Annotated in this window: 15 protein-coding genes; all 15 read right to left on the reverse strand. The window is 69.9% G+C overall.

The annotated features are described in order from the left end of the window. Positions 1 to 20: 20 nt before the first annotated feature. The 15 genes from tssB to ACEN9J_RS19755 all read right to left on the reverse strand — a co-directional run bounded on the left by tssB (position 21) and on the right by ACEN9J_RS19755 (position 18,252). Positions 21 to 590 carry a type VI secretion system contractile sheath small subunit gene (tssB, locus tag ACEN9J_RS19685; protein ID WP_057593409.1) on the reverse strand — a complete coding sequence of 190 codons (570 nt, stop codon included), beginning with the start codon at positions 588 to 590 and terminating at the stop codon, positions 21 to 23. 61 nt (positions 591 to 651) lie between these two features. Next, positions 652 to 1,743, reverse strand: coding sequence for a type VI secretion system protein TssA (gene tssA, locus ACEN9J_RS19690; protein WP_261212001.1), 1,092 nt, complete (start codon positions 1,741 to 1,743; stop codon positions 652 to 654). Positions 1,744 to 1,923: 180 nt separating this feature from the next. Beyond that, complete coding sequence (locus ACEN9J_RS19695; protein ID WP_413761838.1) at positions 1,924 to 3,114, reverse strand: fumarylacetoacetate hydrolase family protein; 1,191 nt, start codon at positions 3,112 to 3,114, stop codon at positions 1,924 to 1,926. A gap of 202 nt (positions 3,115 to 3,316) precedes the next feature. Continuing rightward, entirely contained in the window at positions 3,317 to 7,060 is a 3,744-nt protein-coding gene (locus ACEN9J_RS19700) for a molybdopterin cofactor-binding domain-containing protein (RefSeq protein ID WP_413761839.1), read from the reverse strand. Next, entirely contained in the window at positions 7,057 to 7,563 is a 507-nt protein-coding gene (locus tag ACEN9J_RS19705) for a (2Fe-2S)-binding protein (protein ID WP_413761840.1), read from the reverse strand. The genes ACEN9J_RS19700 and ACEN9J_RS19705 overlap by 4 nt, the downstream gene beginning before the upstream one ends. Continuing rightward, positions 7,541 to 8,701 carry an ABC transporter substrate-binding protein gene (locus tag ACEN9J_RS19710; protein WP_413761841.1) on the reverse strand — a complete coding sequence of 387 codons (1,161 nt, stop codon included), beginning with the start codon at positions 8,699 to 8,701 and terminating at the stop codon, positions 7,541 to 7,543. The genes ACEN9J_RS19705 and ACEN9J_RS19710 overlap by 23 nt, the downstream gene beginning before the upstream one ends. A gap of 66 nt (positions 8,702 to 8,767) precedes the next feature. Beyond that, complete coding sequence (gene pncA / locus ACEN9J_RS19715; protein WP_413761842.1) at positions 8,768 to 9,493, reverse strand: bifunctional nicotinamidase/pyrazinamidase; 726 nt, start codon at positions 9,491 to 9,493, stop codon at positions 8,768 to 8,770. 85 nt (positions 9,494 to 9,578) lie between these two features. Beyond that, positions 9,579 to 10,322, reverse strand: a complete 744-nt coding sequence (locus ACEN9J_RS19720) for an ABC transporter ATP-binding protein (RefSeq protein ID WP_057593415.1) — start codon at positions 10,320 to 10,322, stop codon at positions 9,579 to 9,581. Next, entirely contained in the window at positions 10,319 to 11,083 is a 765-nt protein-coding gene (locus ACEN9J_RS19725; protein ID WP_057593416.1) for an ABC transporter ATP-binding protein, read from the reverse strand. Before ACEN9J_RS19725 ends, ACEN9J_RS19720 begins: the two co-directional genes overlap by 4 nt. After that, positions 11,080 to 13,008 carry an ABC transporter permease gene (locus ACEN9J_RS19730; protein WP_261212011.1) on the reverse strand — a complete coding sequence of 643 codons (1,929 nt, stop codon included), beginning with the start codon at positions 13,006 to 13,008 and terminating at the stop codon, positions 11,080 to 11,082. Before ACEN9J_RS19730 ends, ACEN9J_RS19725 begins: the two co-directional genes overlap by 4 nt. Positions 13,009 to 13,150: 142 nt before the next feature. Continuing rightward, positions 13,151 to 14,356, reverse strand: a complete 1,206-nt coding sequence (locus tag ACEN9J_RS19735; RefSeq protein WP_057593418.1) for an ABC transporter substrate-binding protein — start codon at positions 14,354 to 14,356, stop codon at positions 13,151 to 13,153. Between the two features lie 74 nt (positions 14,357 to 14,430). Continuing rightward, positions 14,431 to 15,015, reverse strand: coding sequence for an amino acid synthesis family protein (locus ACEN9J_RS19740; RefSeq protein WP_057593419.1), 585 nt, complete (start codon positions 15,013 to 15,015; stop codon positions 14,431 to 14,433). Positions 15,016 to 15,061: 46 nt separating this feature from the next. Next, entirely contained in the window at positions 15,062 to 15,706 is a 645-nt protein-coding gene (locus ACEN9J_RS19745; RefSeq protein WP_413761843.1) for an amino acid synthesis family protein, read from the reverse strand. Between the two features lie 21 nt (positions 15,707 to 15,727). After that, positions 15,728 to 16,621 carry a UPF0280 family protein gene (locus tag ACEN9J_RS19750; RefSeq protein ID WP_413761844.1) on the reverse strand — a complete coding sequence of 298 codons (894 nt, stop codon included), beginning with the start codon at positions 16,619 to 16,621 and terminating at the stop codon, positions 15,728 to 15,730. A gap of 2 nt (positions 16,622 to 16,623) precedes the next feature. Then, complete coding sequence (locus tag ACEN9J_RS19755; protein ID WP_261212015.1) at positions 16,624 to 18,252, reverse strand: 6-hydroxynicotinate reductase; 1,629 nt, start codon at positions 18,250 to 18,252, stop codon at positions 16,624 to 16,626. Positions 18,253 to 18,406: the final 154 nt, after the last annotated feature.

An 18,406-nucleotide genomic window follows, 5' to 3' on the forward strand; every position in this document is an offset into this window, starting at 1 on the left:
TCGACGTGATCGGCTCGCGCTTACTCGGCACTGCCCGGCGTGCCCGCCGGCTTCTCCGCGGCCGCGTCGATGGCACTGGCCACCGCGGGGTTCGGGCTGGTGGCCAGCGACTTCAGCAGCGCCGGGTTCTGCAGCGCCTGTGCGATGAGCTGCTCGGCGCCGTTCTTGCCGTCCATGTAGGACAGCAGGTTCGACAGCTCGGTGCGCGCGTCGAGCAGCTGCTGCAGCGCGTCGACCTGGCGCGCGATGCGCGCGGGCGAGAAGTCGTCCATGCTGTCGAAGGTGATGTCGACGTTGAGCTGGCCGTCGCCGGTCAGCGTGTTGGGCACCTGGAAGGCCACGCGCGGCTTGATCGACTTCATGCGGTCGTCGAAGTTGTCGATGTCCACCGCCATGAACTCGCGCTCGGCGAGGTCGGGCATCGGGTCGACCTGCTTGCCCGCGAGGTCGGCGATCACGCCCATCACGAAGGGCAGCTGGATCTTGCGTTCGCTGCCGTAGATCTCGACGTCGTACTCGATCTGCACGCGCGGCGCGCGGTTGCGCGCGATGAACTTCTGACCACTGTTCCTGACACGGTTGTCTGCCATAAAGCTTCCTCTTGATTCTTCGATCGAATGCGTGCGGACCGCATGCGCCGGCCGCCGGCGCCTACTGCGATGCGTCGGTCCCCGGTGGCCGGCCCGCCAGGCTCTCCAGCTTCTGCAGTCCCTCGGGCATGAGCTCCTCGATGATCTGGAAGAAGTTGAGCGCCAGCAGCTTCTGCGCCCTGCGTATCAGCAGGGGCGCGGGATGGCTGGGCTCCGCGCGCTCCAGATACCGGCAAGCCTTTTCCAACAACACCTGCACATCTTCGCGGCTCGTTATTTCAATATCGTTGATACCGATTGCGCGTAGGCCGGGACCGCCACTTGCAACGGTCGCGGCCGCGACGGGCGACGCGGCCGGCGCCACCGCATCGCTCGCCGACGGGCTCTGGTGCGCGGTCTGTGGCGCCTCGAGCGCGCTCTGCAATGCCTTCTCGGGCAGCAACTGCGCCACCGTGCGCATCGAGCGCTCGAGACGCGAGAAGTCGGGCGCCCAGCTCTGGCCCAGCGCGCGCTCGCAGGTCTCGCGGATGCGCTGCAGCAGCGCGAGCGCCGAGCGCAGCGCGACGATCGGCGGGGCGTCGTGGTCGTGCGCACGGCGCGCGGCCTCGCGCAGGCGGCCCACACCGCCCGGATAGTCGATCTGGTCGGCCTTGCTCGAATCGAGCAGGGCCTCGACCTGCCGCAAGGTCATCGTCACGCCGCCGTCGTCGAGCAGGCGCGCATCGCGCACGCTGCGCCCGATGCCTTCGCTCTCGGCCAGCGCGGCCAGTGCGTTCATGCGCGGCAGCGGGTCCTCGTCGCCACCGTCGACCACGCGCGGATGCACGTCGTCCCAGAAGGTCTGCAGCACCACGTCGACCAGCTGCAGCCCTTCGACATAACCCGGCAGGCCGCGGCTCTCGGTCCACGCGAGCGTGAGCGGCACCAGCACGCGCAGGTCGCGCGTGCGCTCGCACAGCTGCTTGGCGATGCGCTCGACCTTGGTCCAGTCGGGCGGCTCGGCCGGAATGATGGTGTTGCCGAACTGCTGCTCGCGCTTGCCGAGCGTTGCCTGCTGCAACGCCATGAAATCGGCGTCGTATTCCAGATCCTCACCGCACGGAAGCGGGCCCTCGACGGGCTTTTGCAAAAGCTCGATCTCTGCCTGCGACACCCGATCTCCCTCGTTCAACCAATCAAAACATTAACAAATCATTAGTTATCTTGAGTGGAAGCGAGGAGGCGGTCAACTACATCTGAGGTCATCGTGCCGTCTATGAATCACAAAGAAGTACATCTTCCAAGATCGTTACACAGTACGGCTTAACGGTGCATGACCGCACCATGACAGGATTCAATGCAAGAGGCCGCGCGCGGCCAGGTTGCGCATCAATGCGCCGATGCCGAAGGTCCAGCGCGGGGCCTTGTCGGCATGCGCGACGCGGTTGACCAGCGCGCCGAGTTCGGGCGCCGCGATGCGCACCATGTCGCCGACCGAATGCGTGAAGCCCTGGCCCGGGCCGTGGCGGTCCTGCGTGGGCGCGAACATCGTGCCGAGGAACAGCATCAGGCCATCGGGATAGTCGTGATGGATGCCGATGGCCTGCGCCACGAGGTCCAGCGGATCGCGGCTGATCTTCGCGAGCGAGCTCGAGCCCTCGAGCACGAAACCCTCGGGACCGCGCACCTCGAGCGCGACCGTGATGCGACGCACCTGCGCGATGCCGAAGTGCGCATCGAACAGGCGGATGAACGGGCCGATGGCGCACGAGGCGTTGTTGTCCTTGGCCTTGCCGAGCAGCAGCGCGCTGCGGCCTTCGAAGTCGCGCAGGTTGACGTCGTTGCCGAGCGCGGCGCCCAGCGTCTCGCCGCGGCTGTTGACCGCGAGCACGACCTCGGGCTCGGGGTTGTTCCACACCGAGGCCGCATGGATGCCGATGTCGGCGCCCGTGCCCACCGACGAGAGCACGGGCGCCTTGGTGAAGATCTCCGCGTCGGGCCCGATGCCGACCTCGAGGTACTGCGACCACGCGCCCTGCGCGATCAGCACCTCCTTGGCCTTCATCGCCTCGGGCGAGCCCGGCACGATGTCGGCGAGGTTGTCGCCGAGCACGCCGCCGAGCGCCGCGCGCGTGGCCTCGGCCTTCGATGCATCGCCGCGCGCCTGTTCCTCGATCACGCGTTCGAGCAGGCTCGCGACGAAGGTCACGCCGCTGGCCTTGACGGCCTGCAGGTCGCAGGGCGCGAGCAGCCAGGGCCGGTCCTCGTTGCGCGCCGTGGCGTCGCTGTTGGCGAGCACCTCGGCCAGCGCCGCTAGGCGCGGCGCCTGGCCGCCGCGCATCACGCGCCGCACGGCATCGGCGGGCGGCTCCTGCAGCTCGAGCAGGTCGCTCATCGTGGGCGCGAGCCGCGAGAGATCGTGCAGGCCATCGCCCTGCACGGCCACGAGCACGGGGCCCACGCCCGGTTGCCAGAGACGGCCCACGAGGGTGGCCTGGTCGGCGTCTTGCGGGAGGCTGGTGGCGGTCTGGAGATCGAGTGGCATGGAGGTGGATGTCTCTGTTGGTGGAAGTGCGCGGGCATCGTAGCGCCGTGCGGGCGCTTGCGAAATGCGGACAGCCGAACGCAGAGGTCGCGAAGGTTGCGCAGAAGTCGCGGAAGAACAGCCAGAAAAATTGGCTTTCTTCTTCTGCGACTTCTGCGTTCCTTGGGTCTTCCTTCTGCGTTCGGCTGCCGGTATTCGGCTGTCAGTGCCCTGGCGCCGCGCGCACGCGCGCGACCTCGGCCTGCAGGTCGGGCCAGGCGGGCTCCTGCGGCGCGAAGCGTGCGCGCATGTAGCCCGCGAGCTCGGCGATCTGGCGGTCGTCGAGCGCGTCGCGGAAGGCGGGCATGAAGCCGATGTCGCGCGTCGCGGGATGGCGCACGCCATCGAGGATGGTGCGCAGCAGGTTGTCGGGCTTCGCGCTCGCGAGGTTGCCGTTGAGCGCGAGCGGCGTGTTCACGCCCAGCAGCGTCGGACCGTCGCCGTCGTGATGGCAGGCGGCGCAGGCGCTGTCGAACATGCGCTGCGCGGGGCCGAGCAGCTGGCCCTGCGTGCGCGCCGCGGTGTCGACGATGCGCCGCGCCTCGGCCTGCGCGGCGGCCTCGGGCAGGGGCTCGGGATTGAACGAGGCGAGGTAGGTCGCCATCGCGCGGACATCGGCATCGGGCACGGCGCCGAGTTCGCGCACCACCTCGGCCATCGGGCCGCCCGCGATGCCGTGGCGCGGCGAGTGGCCGTCGCGCAGGTAGCGGTAGAGCGAATCGGCGTCCCAGGGCATGGCGGACTTCGAGCGCGCCGTGAGCGACGGCGCCTCCCAGCCGTCGACCATCGCGCCCGACAGGAAGGCGCTGCCGCCCTGCTCCGCGCCGAGCGCATTGCGCGGCGTGTGGCAGGCGCCGCAATGGCCGAGGCCGTTGACGAGGTAGGCGCCGCGGTTCCACTCGGCGCTCTGCGTGGCCACGGGCGCGAGCGGCGCGGGATCGTGGAAGAGCGCGTTCCATCCGGCCATCAGCGGCCGCAGGCTGAACGGGAACTTGAGTTCGGACTTCGGCGTTTCGGCGCGCACCGCGGGCATCGCCATGAAGTAGGCGTAGAGCGCCTGCAGGTCGTCGTCGCTGGTCTTCGCGAAGGCGGTGTAGGGGAAGGCCGGATAGAGGTGATGGCCGTCGCGCGACACGCCCTCGCGCATCGCGCGCTGGAAGGCGCTGAAGGACCAGCGGCCGAGGCCGGTCTCGGCATCGGGCGTGAGGTTGGTGGTGTAGAGCGTGCCGAAGGGCGTGTCCATCGCGCGGCCGCCGGCGTTGGGCGCGCCGCCCGGCGCGGTGTGGCAGACCGCGCAGTCGCCGAGCGCCGCGAGCACGCGGCCGCGCTCGATGGTGGCCTCGCTGTAGACCGGCGCGGTGAGCGACACCGGCGCGATCGCCGAGCGCCAGCCGAGCAGGCCCGCGACGACGCCGATGCCGCCGACCACGAGCGCGGCGCCCGTGGCCCACAGGCCCTTGCGCCGTGGCCAGATGGCATTGCTCCTTCCCCCTCTGGGGGAAGGCCGGGATGGGGGCACGCCGGCATCGCCATCGGCCTGCGGCTTGCCGCCGCCCTCCCCCGGCGGAGGAGGCAGCAGCCCGCGATTCAACTCCGCCAGCACCGTCTCCGGCGTGAACGGCGGCGCCCTGAAGCGCACGCCCGTCGCATCGAAGATCGCGTTCGCGATCGCCGCCGTGCCCGGCACCGACGAAGACTCGCCCGCGCCCAGCGACGGCTCGCCGGGACGCGGCATGTGCATCACCTCGATCACCGGCACTTCGCGGAAGTTGATGATCGGGTAACTGCCCCACTCGCGGCTCGCGACCACGCCCGAGGGCAGCACGCCGGGCAGGCGTTCGCCCCCCTCGGCAGGACCGGACTGCGGCGCGAACTGCACCTGCTCCTTGAGCGCGCGGCTCGTGGTCTGGATCACGTTGCCGTGCACCTGGTGCTCGACGCCCGCGGGATTGACCAGCAGGCCCGCGTCGTGCCCCACCACCACGCGGCGCACATGCACCTCGCCGGTCCGGCGGTTGACCTCGACGTCGGCCACCCAGGCGGCCCAGGCGGCGCCGAAGCCCGGCCACTTGCTGTGCACGTAGCGCGCATAGGCGAAGCCCTGGCCGAACAGGATGTCGCCGCCGGGGCCGAGCCCGCCCTCGGCGTTCTCCTGCGGGCCGGTGCGCAGCCGCCAGCCGGCCTTCTGCGCGGTGGCCTGCACCAGCTCGACCGCGCGCGGATCGTCGAGGTGGCGCAGCCGGAACTGCACCGGGTCGACGCCCGCCGCGGTCGCGAGCTCGTCGATGTACGACTCGTGCGCGAACGAGCTCGGCAGCGCCGATACGCCGCGCAGCCACGAGGCGCGCACGATCGGCGCCATGTCGTTGACCTTCACGCGCAGGTTGTCGTAGCCGTAGGGCGGGCGCGCGGTGCGGTCGCCCATCTCGTAGGCCTGCGCCACCGGCTCGAGGGTGCGCGTGAGCAGCAGCGCGAGCGTGGGCGCGCCGTTCGACGGATAGGAGGTCTGGAAGTCGTAGGCCGCGACGCTGCCGTCGGCCGCGAGGCCGCCATCGATCTCCATCAGTTGCGCGGCGCCCTTGGGCTCCCATGCATGCTCCTGCTCGCGCGTGAGCTGCACGCGCACCGGCGCGCCCACGGCGCGCGCGAGCAGCGCGGCATCGGCCGCCACGTCGTCGGCGCCGTTGCGGCCATAGCAGCCCGCGGCCTCCATGCGCACCACGTCGACCTGCAGGTCCTGCACGCCGAGCAGCTTCGCGAGATCGGCGCGCAGCACGTGCGGGTTCTGCGTGCCGGCCCAGCAGCGCAGTTGCATGCCACTGCCGTCCTCGGGCTGCCATTCGGCCAGCGCGCACGAGGGCCCGATCGAGGCATGCATCTGGTAGGGCCAGACATAGGTGCGCGGCATCGGATGCGCGGCGCGCGCGATCGCGCCGTCGACGTCGCCCTCGTCGACCAGCAGGCGCTGCGTCGAGGGGTTGTCGCGCAGCGCCTGCGCGAGGTCGTCGAGGCCGGGCATGCCGGGCCAGGGCTTCCAGCGCACGCGCAGTTCGCGCAGCGCCTGCTCGGCATGCTCCTCGCGCTCGGCCACGATGCCGACGAAGTCGCGGATCACCACCACCGCGCGGATGCCGGGGATGTGGGCGATCGACGATTCGTCGACCGACTCCAGCGTGTTGCCGATGAAGTCGCCATGGTCGGCGCCCGCGTAGGGCGGGCGCACCACGCGCCCGTGCAGCATGCCGGGCACGCGCATGTCGTGCACGAAAACCAGTTCGCCCGCGAGCTTGGCCGGGATGTCGACGCGCGCCTGCCGCGTGCCGACCACGCGGTAGTCGGCCGGGTCCTTGGGCTGCGCCTTGGCATCGAGCTTGAGCACGGTGCGCTGGGCCGCCACGAGCGCGGCATAGCTCAGGTGCCGGTCGGGCGCCTCGGCCACGCGCACGACGCCGTTGCGCGCCTGCAATGCCTCGGGCGCCACGCCCAGGCGCTCGGCCGCGCGCGCGATGAGCCAGGCGTGCGCCTGCGCGGCCGCGAGGCGCAGCGGCTGCGCATGGATCTGGATCGAGGCGCTCGCGATGGTCGCGCCCTGGTTGGGCGCGCGCGCGGTGTCGCCGAGCATCACGCGCACGCAGGGCATGCCGAGCTCGAGCTCCTCGGCCACGATCTGGCCCAGCGCGGTCTGGATGCCGGTGCCGAGGTCGACGTGGCCGTTGAGCGCCGAGGCGCTGCCGTCGTCCCACACCGCGAGCAGCACCTCGTCGCCCTCGGCGGGATTGCCCGCGATGAAGGCCGGCTGGCCCTTGGCCGGCGGCGGTGCCGGCGGGGTCTCGCGCACCACCAGCAGCACGCCTTCGGCGGCGAGGAACTCCGCGCGCGTGCGCGGCAGGTCGGCGCGCCGTGTCATGGCTGCGTCGTCCGCAGCCGGCGCGCCGCGCGCTGCGCCGCGTCGAGGATCTCGATGTGCGTGCCGCAGCGGCACAGGTTGCCCGAGAGCTCGCTGCGGATGCGCGCCTCGCTGGCATCCGGCTCGCGCGCCAGCAATGCCGCCACCTGCATCACCATGCCGTTGAGGCAGTAACCGCACTGCGCGGCCTGCGCCTCCTCGAAGGCGGCCTGCACCGGGTGCCAGTCGCCGCGCGTGCCCAGGCCCTCGAGCGTGGTGATGGCGCGGCCCGCCACGCCGTGCGCGGGAATCACGCAGGCGCGCGCGGCCATGCCGTCGACATGCACCGTGCAGGCGCCGCACTGGCCGAGGCCGCAGCCGTACTTGGGTCCGTTGAGCCCGAGGTCGTTGCGCAGCACCTGCAGCAGCGAGGCCTCGCGCGGCACCGCGAGCGCCTGCGAGCGGCCGTTGACCCTCAGTTGCAGCGGCTCGGCGCGGTCCTCAGCGCCGCAGCTGGCCGTCACGGGTGTACATCTCCAGGTCCACGAAGTTCGAGCCGTTGTGGTTCTTCGGCCCGTACTCGATCGGGAAGTCGCCGAAGCGCGTGCTGCCGATGCTCTCGAGGCCCGCGACGAAGCTCTCGCGCGTGAGCGCCTTGCCGCCGCGGCGCAGGCCCTCGGCCATCACGCGCGCGACGATGTAGCCCTCGAGCGCGGTGTAGCTGTCGATCTTCTCGCCGAACTCGGCGCGGTCGCGCTGGTAGTCGGCCACGATGGGCACGCGCACGGCCTGCGGCGGCGGCACGATGCTGGCCGTGACCAGGCCCGCGAGCTTTCCCTCGAGCCGCTGCGCCGAGCCGGCCGCGTCGGTGATGCCGACCGACAGCGTGTACAGCGGCGCGCCGCCCGCGCTCGCGCGGTAGTCGCGCATGAAGACCTCGACCTGGCGCCCGGCCATGATCATCACGACCGCGCCGGGCCTGGCCTCGGCGAGGCCCGCGACCACCGGCTTCGCGTCCTCGGCGGCGATCGCCAGCGGGAAGGTCTTGACCACCTTCACCTTGTAGTCGGCCGCGAGTTCCTCGCAGGTGGCGAGGTTCGACTTGCCGAAGGCGCTGTCCTGGTGCACCACCGCGATCGACTGGATGCCGATGGTCGACAGGTGGCTGATGATCTTGCGCAGCTCGAGGTCGTAGCCCGCGCGCACGTGGAACAGCAGCCGGTTGGTCTTCGTGCGGAACGAGGTGGTGCCCACCAGCGGCGCGAACATCGGCACGCCCGCCTTCTCGGCCAGCGGCATCGCGGCCGCGAGGTTGCCGGTGGCGACGTAGCCCGTGAGCGCGAACACCTTGTCCTCGTCGATCAGCTTCGCGGTGTTGAGCGCGGTCTTCGCGGGCTCGTAGACGTCGTCGTAGCTCACCAGCTCGAGCCGGCGCCCGTTGATGCCGCCGCCCTTGTTGACGCGGTCGAAGTGCAGCTTGATGCCCGCGCGGTAGTCGATGCCGAAGTCCTTGGCCGGGCCGCTGAAGACGGCCGACTGGCCGATGCGGATGGCGCCGTCGCTCACGCCGTTGTCGGCGCGCGCGGCGGCCAGCAGGCCGGGGCCGAGCGCGAGGGCCGCGCCGCCGGCCACCAGGGAACGCCTGGAGAGGGAAATCGTCATGGGGTCGTCTTGTCTCGCAGTTGTGGTGTGTCGATGCGCGGCGGGGGCCGCGCATCGCCGGGCTTCTCAGGCGCCCTGGATGTCGGCCGACTGGATGCGCTTCACGCCCTTGGCGCTCATCTGCTTCCAGGCCGCGGCCAGCGAGCCGTTGAGGTCGATGGCGCGCGTGGCGTCCTCGATCACGTAGGCATCGAAGCCGGCCTTGCGTGCATCAAGCGCGGTCCAGGCGACGCAGAAGTCGGTCGCCAGCCCGGTCACGAACACGGTCTTGATGCCGCGCGCCTTGAGGTAGCCGGCGAGGCCGGTCGAGGTCTTGCGGTCGGCCTCCTCGAAGGCCGAGTAGCTGTCGACGTCGGCATGGAAGCCCTTGCGGATGATCAGCTGCGCGGTCGGCAGCTTGAGGTCCTTGTGCAGCGCCGCGTCGTCGGTGCCCTGCACGCAGTGGTCGGGCCACAGCACCTGGTTGCCGTAGTTCAGCTTGATGCTGCTGAAGGGCTTCTGGCCCGCATGCGCGCTCGCGAACGAGGCATGGCCCTGGGTGTGCCAGTCCTGCGTGACTACGATGTTCTGGAACGAGGCCGCCAGCTGGTTGATGACCGGCACCACGTCGGCGCCGCCCTTGACCGGCAGCGTGCCGCCGTCGACGAAGCAGTTCTGCACGTCGACCACGATCAGCACGGCCTTGTCGCCGGGCTTGATCTTCGCGCCGGCGGCGAAAAGCGCGCCCGAGGCGCCGAGCAGGCCGAGGGCGGCCGTGGATTGGAGGAAGCGTCTGCGGTGCGTGTCGTTCATGGTCTGTGCTCCGTGCTTGCGTTGATGGAAACGAAACCCTGCAAGGAATGCGCCCGAAGACGCATCCGACTCATACAACTGACAACTAGACGCTCAGGTACGCGCGCCGCACTTCCTCGTTGGCCGCGAGCTCGGCCATGGTGGCGTGGTAGCGGATCTGGCCCTTCTCGAGCACGTAGGCGCGGTCGGAGACCAGCTCCGCGAAGTGCATGTTCTGCTCCGACAGCAGGATGCTCACGCCCTGCGCCTTGAGCTCGAGGATCATGTTCGCCATCTGCTCGACGATCACCGGCGCCACGCCTTCGGACGGTTCGTCGAGCAGCACCAGGTAGGGGTTGCCCATCAGCGTGCGCGCCACGGTCAGCATCTGCTGCTCGCCGCCGCTCATGCGCCCGCCGGGACGGTGGGGCATCTCGCCGAGGTTGGGGAACAGCTTGAACAGCCGCTCGGGCGTCCACAGCGGCGCCTCGCTGCCGTCGGCCCAGCGGCGCGCGGCCTGCTTGCCGACCTCGAGGTTCTCCATCACCGTGAGGTCGGTGAACACGCGCCGGTCCTCGGGCACGAAGCCCAGGCCCAGGCGTGCCGCGTGGTGCGGCTCGCTCTTCGAGATGTCGTGGCCCAGGAAGCGCACCGCGCCGCGGCGCTTGCCGAGCATGCCGATCAGCGCCTTGAGCGTGGTCGACTTGCCGGCGCCGTTGCGGCCCATGAGCGCGACCACCTCGCCGCGCCGCACCTCGAGGTCGACGTCGTAGAGGATCTGGGCCGCGCCGTACCAGGCGCACAGGGCCTTGGCCTGGAGCAGGGGTTCGGAGGCGTTCGTCGTGTTCATGCCGCTGCTTTCTCGAAGGTCTTGCCGCTGCCGAAGTACACCTCCTGCACCTTGGGGTGGTCGCGGATCTCGAGCGGCTTGCCCTGCGCGATGAGGCGGCCGCGCGCCAGCACGATCATGCGGTCGGCATAGGCGAACACCACGTCCATGCTGTGCTCGGTGAACAGCACGGCCATGCCGCGGTCGATGACCAGCTGCTTGGTCAGCGCCATCAGCGAGTTGCGTTCCTTCGGCGCCATGCCGGCGGTGGGCTCGTCCATCAGCAGCAGCTTGGGACTGTTGGCCATCGCGATCGCGAGCTCGACGCGCTTGACGTCGCCGTAGGCCAGCACGCTGCAGGGCCGGTCGGCCTGCGACTTCATGCCGACCTGGTCGAGCAGCGCCAGCGCCTCGTCGCGCTGGTGCTCGGCGGCGCGGCGCCACATCGAGAACAGCTTGCGGTCGTGCGAGAGCAGCGCCATCTGCACGTTCTCGACCACGGTGAGCGAGGCGAAGGTCTCGGCGATCTGGAAGGTGCGGCCCACGCCCATGCGCCAGATCTCGCGCGGCTTGCGGCCCACGAGTTCCTGGCCGTCGAGCGTGATCGAACCCTGGTCGGCCTTGAGCTGGCCGTTGACCATGTTGAAGGTTGTGGACTTGCCGGCGCCGTTGGGGCCGATCAGCGCGAGCAATTCGCCCGGGGGCAGCTCGAAGCTGATGCCATCGACGGCCTTCACGCCGCCGAAGGACTTGCCGAGGTTGTTGACCTTGAGCAGGCTCATGCCTTCACCTCCTCGAGCTTGGCATCGGCGGCCTTCTCTTCCTTGGGCGCGCGCAGGCGCTCCACGAGCTGCTTGATCGATCCGGCGATGCCCTGCGGGAACAGCAGCACCAGGATCAGGATGATGGCGCCGAGCATCGCGCGCCAGTAGTCGGTGTTGCGCGCCACGGTGTCGTGCAGCCAGGTGAAGGTGACGGCGCCGACCACCGGGCCCGCGAGCGTCTGGATGCCGCCGAGCAGCACCATCACGAGGCCGTCGACCGACTTGCCGACCGACAGCGTCTCGGGCGAGATGCTGCCCTTGGAGAACGCGAACAGCGCGCCGGCCAGGCCCGCCACCGCGCCCGCGATGACGAAGGCGGCCCACTGCATGCGCTTGACGTCGATGCCGATGGCGTCGGCGCGCAGCACCGAGTCGCGGCCCGCGCGCAGCGTGTAGCCGAAGGGCGAATACAGCACGCGGCGCAGCCACCAGACGCCGGCCGACACCAGCACCAGCGTGAGCCAGTAGTAGGCGCGCTTGTCCGACAGCCAGGCCGAGGGCCAGACGCCCGTGAGGCCGTTGCTGCCGCCCGTGAAGCTGTCCCACTGGTAGGTGATGGCCCAGGTGATCTGCGCGAAGGCCAAGGTGAGCATCGCGAGGTACACGCCCGACAGCCGCACCGCGAACCAGCCGTAGACGAAGGCGCCGAGCGCGGCCACCAGCGGCGCGACCACCAGCGTGAGCTCCATCGGCAGGCCCAGCGAACGCGCGAGCAGCGCGGCGCCGTAGGCCCCGAGGCCGAAGTAGGCCGCATGGCCGAACGAGTGCATGCCGGCCGGGCCCATGATGAAGTGCAGGCTGGCGGCGAACAGGGCCGCGATCAGCAGGTCGATCATCAGCACCAGGGTGTAGGGCGAACCGGCCGTGAGCACCGGCAGCGCGGCGAGCACCAGCGCGAGCACCGCGGCGCCGGCCAGGTAGAGGTTGCCGGCGCGGCGCAGCGGTTCCTCCTGCATGCCGACGTAGCGGCTCGGTGCCTGCGCGCGGCCGAACAGGCCCCACGGGCGCCACACCAGCACGGCCGCCATCACGAGGAAGTCGACCATCAGCGTGAGCTTGGAGAAGGACACGTCGATGCCGAAGATCTGTACCACGCCGAGCCAGATGCACACGGCCTTGATCTCGGCGATCAAGAGCGCGGCCACGTAGGCGCCGGGCAGCGAGCCCATGCCGCCGACCACCACCACCACGAAGGCGGCGCCGATGGTGTTGAGGTCCATCTCGAGCGTGGCGGGCTCGCGCGGCAGCTGCAGCGCGCCGCCCAGGCCCGCGAGCAGCGCGCCGAGCGCGAACACCGCGGTGAACAGCCAGGCCTGGTTGACGCCCAGCGCGCTGACCATCTCGCGGTCCTGCGTGGCGGCGCGCACCAGCGTGCCGAAGCGCGTGCGCGTGAGCAGCAGCCAGACCAGGCCCAGCACCACCGGGCCGACCACGATCAGGAACAGGTCATACGAGGGGAACTGGCGCCCGAGGATCTCGACCGAGCCCTTGAGCCCGGGCGCGCGCGGGCCCAGCAGCTCGTCGGGGCCCCAGAGCCACAGCACCGCGTCCTTGATGACCAGCACCAGCGCGAAGGTGGCGAGCAGCTGGAACAGCTCGGGCGCCTTGTAGATGCGGCGCAGCAGCAGCACCTCGATCAGCGCGCCGAGCACGCCGACCGCGACCGCCGCGATCAGCAGCGCGGGCCAGAAGCCCAGGCTCGCGCCGAGCTTGTCGACCAGCGTGTACGCGAGGTAGATGCCGACCATGAAGAAGGATCCATGGGCGAAATTGACGATGCGCGTCACGCCGAAGATCAACGAGAGGCCGGCCGCCACGAAGAACAGCGACGAGGCGCCGGCCAACCCGTTGAGCAACTGAACAACGAAGCCTGAAAAGCTCATTCAAGGATCCCGAGGAACTGGAAACTCCCGCCCCCGCCAGGCGCCCGAGGCGCATGGCTGACGCGGTGGTGGTGCCACCTGCTGCCCATGCCGCGCACGCGCGGACCGTTCGGGCGATGCCCGCGGTCCGCGCGAAGCGGCATCAGTCGGCGGGGCGCATCTTCTTGACTTCGTCGTCGCTCGGCTGGAACTTGGCGCCGTCGAGGTAGACGTAGTCCACCATCACGCCCTTGCCGCCGTCGTTCTTGGTCTTGCCCACGTAGGCGCCCATGGTCGACTGGTTGTCCTGCGCGCGGTAGCTGATCTTGCCGAAGGGGCTGTCGAGCTGCAGGCCCTTGAAGGCCGCGACCAGCTTCTCGGTGTCGGTGCCGCCGGCCTTCTGGATGCCCGCCGCGATCGAGTGGATGGCGCTGTAGCCGACCACCGAGCCCAGGCGCGGGTAGTCCTTGAACTTGGCCTGGTAGGCATCGAGGAAGGCCTTGTGCTCGGGCGTCTTGATGCCGCTCCACGGATAGCCGGTCACGATCCAGCCGTTGGGCGCCTCGTCCTTCAGCGGGTCGAGGTACTCGGGTTCGCCGGTCAGCACGCTGACCACTTCACGGTCCTTGAACAGGCCGCGGGTGTTGCCCTCGCGCACGAACTTCGAGAGGTCGGCGCCGAACAGCACGTTGAAGATCGCGTCGGGCTTGGCATCGGCGAGCGCCTGCACCACGCTGCCCGAATCGACCTTGCCCAGCGGCGGTGCCTGCTCGGCGACGAACTCCACGTCGGGCTGCGCGGCCTTCAGCAGGGTCTTGAAGGTCGCGACCGAGGACTGGCCGTACTCGTAGTTGGGGTAGACGATGGCCCAGCGCTTCTTCTTGAGCTTGGCGGCCTCGGGCACCAGCATCGCAACCTGCATGTAGGTCGAGGGACGCAGGCGGTAGGTGTAGCGGTTGCCGTTGCTCCAGACGATCTTGTCGGTCAGCGGCTCGGCGGCCAGGTAGAAGAACTTCTTCTGCTTCGCGAAGTCGGTCAGCGCCAGGCCGGTGTTCGAGAGGAAGGCGCCCGCGAGCACGTCGACCTTCTCGCGCGAGATCAGCTCCTCGGCCACGCGCACGGCGTCGCCGGGGTTCGCGTTGTCGTCGCGGCTGATCAGTTCGATCTTCCGGCCGTTGACCCCGCCCTTGGCGTTGATCTCGTCGACCGCGAGTTCCATGCCCTTCTTGTAGGGCTCGAGGAAGGCCGGCTGCGCCTTGTAGCTGTTGATCTCGCCGATCTTGATCACGCCCTGGGCGTGCGCGGGAACGAGGGCGCAGGTCAGGGTCAGGACGGAAGCCGCGCTGAAAACATGGCGCAAGGGGATCATCGGGAAGCTCCTGGTGGGGTTCGAGAAAAACGGGAAAGGAACGGAGGAAATCGGTGGAAAGGTGGAGTGTCGCCTCAGCGCAGGCCGTCTTCGCCCTTGATCTCGCCGGCCTGCAGGCCGCCGATGCGCGGCAGTGGGCGGCCACTGTCGGTGACCGCCACGGCCACCACGATCTCGCCGGCGCGCGGGGCGTCGGAGACGCGGGCCTCGATGGCGTCGAAATGGCTGCGCACGAAGGCCGCGTCCTTGTGGCCCAGCGGCACGTCGATGGCGGTGCCGAGGGTGCCGAGCTTCTTGGCCGAGGGCACGAGCGCCGCGCCCTTCTCGACCGCCACGCGCAGCGGCGCGCCGAGCTTGGGATGCAGGATCGCGGCCGCATGCTCGAGCTCGCCGCCTTCGCCGACGATCGCGGCCTTGCCGTAGCTCTGCGCCTGGCCGGGCTCGATGCCCAGCGCCTTCACGGCCTTCTGGCCCAGCAGCGCGCCGAGTTCCTCGCCGATCGCGATCAGCTCGTCGAGGTTCTCGCTGTAGCGGCCTGCATAGGGGTTGGCGATCACGGCGATGGCGACGGCGCGGCGCGTGGGCGGAGCGATGTCGCGGCCCATTTCCTTGCGGGTTTCGTCGACCTGGACGACGAGCTTGCGGATGTTGGCGGTCATGTCTGGATTTCCTTTGGCTTCTCTTCTTGTCTCTTCGTACACGGGCTCAGCGCAGGCCGTCCCACTTGGCGATGTTCTCGGCAAGCAGGCCGCCGACCCGCGCATGCACGCGGTAGCCGGTGCTCATCGCGAGGATGAACACGATCTCGTCGGCCGCGGGCGCGCCGGGCACGCGCACTTCGATCGCGTCGAACTGGCCGCGCACGTAGCTGGCGTTGATGTTGGTCAGCGGCACGTCGAGCGTGGTGCCGGGCGCGCCGACCTTCTTGGTCGACGGCACGATCGACAGCGCATTGCCGGGCTGGCCGGTCTTCTTCTCGTCGACGGTGCCCTTGGCATAGGCGACGCGGTCGCCCTTCCAGCCGAGCAGCTCGCGCATCGCGTAGCCGCCGGGCACGTGCCACAGCGCGCCATGCTCGAGCTCGCCCGCGGCGCCGACGATGGCGCCCTTGCCGTAGGTGGCGAGTTGCTCGAGCGGCACGTCCATCGCGGCGTGCAGCTTGTGCGCCATCTCGAGGCCCACCGGATCGAGCAGGCCCATCATCGGCAGGATGTCGGGCTCGTAGCGGCCCGCGAAGGGATTGGTCAGCACGGCGGCGATGGCTCCACGCACCAGCGGCGTCTGGGCACGCGGCCCGAACTCGTGGTGGATGTGCTCGACCTGGGTGAAGACTCGGCGGATATCGATCATGAAAAAGAACCTTGCTTTTCGTTAAGCAATTACTGAACCAACTGCGCGGAAGCCTAGCTTCGAGCATAAGGGCTCGACCAGCCGCCACTGCCCCTGGCAAACGAGCAGAGCGGCCCATGCGAGCCCGCCTTTTTGCAGGACGCGGGCGCACACCGCGCCCGCATCGAGTGCGCTGCGCACCTGCGCGGGGGGCAGTGGCGGCACGTCGACGGTGACGAGCGTGTCGCCGAGGTCGCTGTTGTCCTTGCGCTCGCTCGCGGGCACGCGGCGGATCGCCTCGTTGTCGACGTCGACCGCGTTGGCGATCACGGTGGCGGCCGCGTCGGCCTGCGCCGCGGTGGCCGCCAGCACCGTCACGCTGTCGGCGATGCCGAGCGAGAAGCTGCGCCCGCGCCAGCCGCTGGTGGCGACGCCGCGCACCGGCTGGTCGGCGCGCAGTTCGAACTGGCCGTCGGTGTCGACGAGGCCGTTGGCATCGCGCCAGTCGAAGCGCGCGAGGTCCGCGTAGACGCCCACGCGCGCCGTCTGGCCCGGCGCCAGATGCACCGCGATGTCGCCGCCGTTGTTGATCCAGGCGCGCTCGATGCCGGGGCGCTGGTAGAAGGCGATCAGCTCCTGCGCCACCGCGCCCGCGACCGCGGCCATCGGCGTGATGAAGGTCGGCGCGAACGCCGCGCAGGCATCCCACATGCGGCGCGCCACCACGCCGCGCGGGCGCATCTTGTCGGTGACCGGCAGGCGCAGCAGCGGCAGTTCGTGCACCAGTTCGTCGAGCACGTGCGCGAAGCGCGCCCAGGCCGCATCGTGCGCGGCCGCCACCGCGTAGCGGTCGCCGTGCGCCTCGGCCACGATGTCGATCGGGCCGTGGTTGAAGTGCCAGCGGTGCTCGTCGAGCGCCGTGCGTTGGGCGGACATGGTTATCCCAGCATGGGGGCGTGACCGAGGGGCCAGGGATTGGCTTCATCAATGACGAGCCATTGGCGCGCGAGCGGCGCACCGTCTTCCTGCCAGGCACCGCGCGCGAGCGCCTGCTCGAGCGGGAAGACATGCTCCATGTGGCCGCCGAGCGCCTCGTAGTCGGTGCGCCGCATGCTGAACTCGATTGGCGCGACGATCGCGGGCGTGGGCACGGTGCCGAAGCTGTTGTCGGGCATGCGCATGACGTCGGCCATCACCGTGATGCCGCCGCCCGGCCACACATAGGCCGGCGCGCCGCCGCAGGTGACGTTGACCAGCGCGCGCTTGATGGCGCGCGTGAGCAGCACCGGGTTCTCGGTCACGCCCGCGCGCAGGCTGCCGCCGGCACCGCCGAGGAACAGCACGGTGCACAGCGAGGGTTCGCAGTTCTCGCCGATGCGCTCGACGATGCGCTTGACCTCGGGCGGCATCGGCTGCTCGACGGGCTGCAACGCATCGTCGAGCACGTACCACTGCGCATGCTCGCCGGTGGTCGAGGTCATGAGCAGGCGCAGGCCGGGCTTGGCCACGCCCTCTTCCCAGCCCTCGATGATCGACAGCGGATCGGCGATGTCGGTGCCGCCCCAGCCGTTGCCCGGATTGGCGACCTGGAAGTAGCGCCCCGGCGTCGACTTGCGGCCCAGCATCTGGATGCCCGAGGGCGGCATGTCGAGGCAGCGGCCGGCCTGGTGCTCGGTCAGCACGCCGGTGATGTGGTCGTCGACCACCACCACCTCGTCGGCCACGCCGGCGAACTGGCGCGCGAAGATGCCGACCGCGGCCGAGCCGCAGCCCACGCGCATGCGCTGCTCTTCCACGCCGTTGACGATCGGCGCCTTGCCGGCCTGGATCACCAGGCTGGCGCCGCCGTCGATGGTGCATTCGATGGCCTTCTTGTTGCCCAGCAGCTGCATCAGCTCGGCCGTCATGCGGCCTTCCTTCTTGCTGCCGCCCGTGAGGTGGTGCACGCCGCCCAGCGACAGCATCTGCGAGCCGTACTCGGCCGTGGTGACGTGGCCCACCACCTCGCCGCGGTAGCGCACGTTGGCCTGCTCGGCGCCGAGGAAGCGGTCGGTGTCTATCTTCACCTTGAAGCTGCAGTAGCTGAAGATGCCCTCGGTGACCACGGTGACCATGTCCACGCCCTGCGCCTTCGAGGCGACGATGAAGGGCGCGGGCTTGTAGTCGGGGTAGGTGGTGGAGGAACCGACGCCGGTGACGAAGACCTCGTCGGCATGCAGCAGGTCGCCATTCCATTCGGCCGGCGCCGTCTCGGCCGCGCTGCCGTCCGCAGCCGCCCCGGGGCGGTCGAAAGCCACCAGCGCGGGCGCATCGCTCGCGAGCTGGCGGCGCAGCAGCACCACCGGATCGACGCGCACCAGCACGCCCTCGCGGTTGGCATAGCGGTCGCAGGCGCCGGTGCGGCCGTCGGAGATCTGGCACAGCACCGGGCAGGCATTGCATTCGACCTTGGCCGCGCTCATGCGCTCGTTGCGCAGCGGCGCCTTGCCGAAACCGCCGGGGCCGGCCTCGGCGACCACCGGCACGTCCATGCCCGGCAGTCCGTCTGTCTTCGTGTGTTCCGTCATCGGGGGGCGACCTCTTGTTGGCTGCAAATCGTGGTGGCGGGGTTTGCAACAAACGTGCCGCATGTCCGCTTGTGCCGGGGCTTTCGTTTGTGTAGCATCCCCTACACTTTCATGTTGCATTCACTACATTGAAGGTCAATGTAGCAAACGGGCC

The organism is Variovorax sp. Varisp41, from assembly GCF_047325085.1.
GTDB lineage: Bacteria > Pseudomonadota > Gammaproteobacteria > Burkholderiales > Burkholderiaceae_C > Variovorax.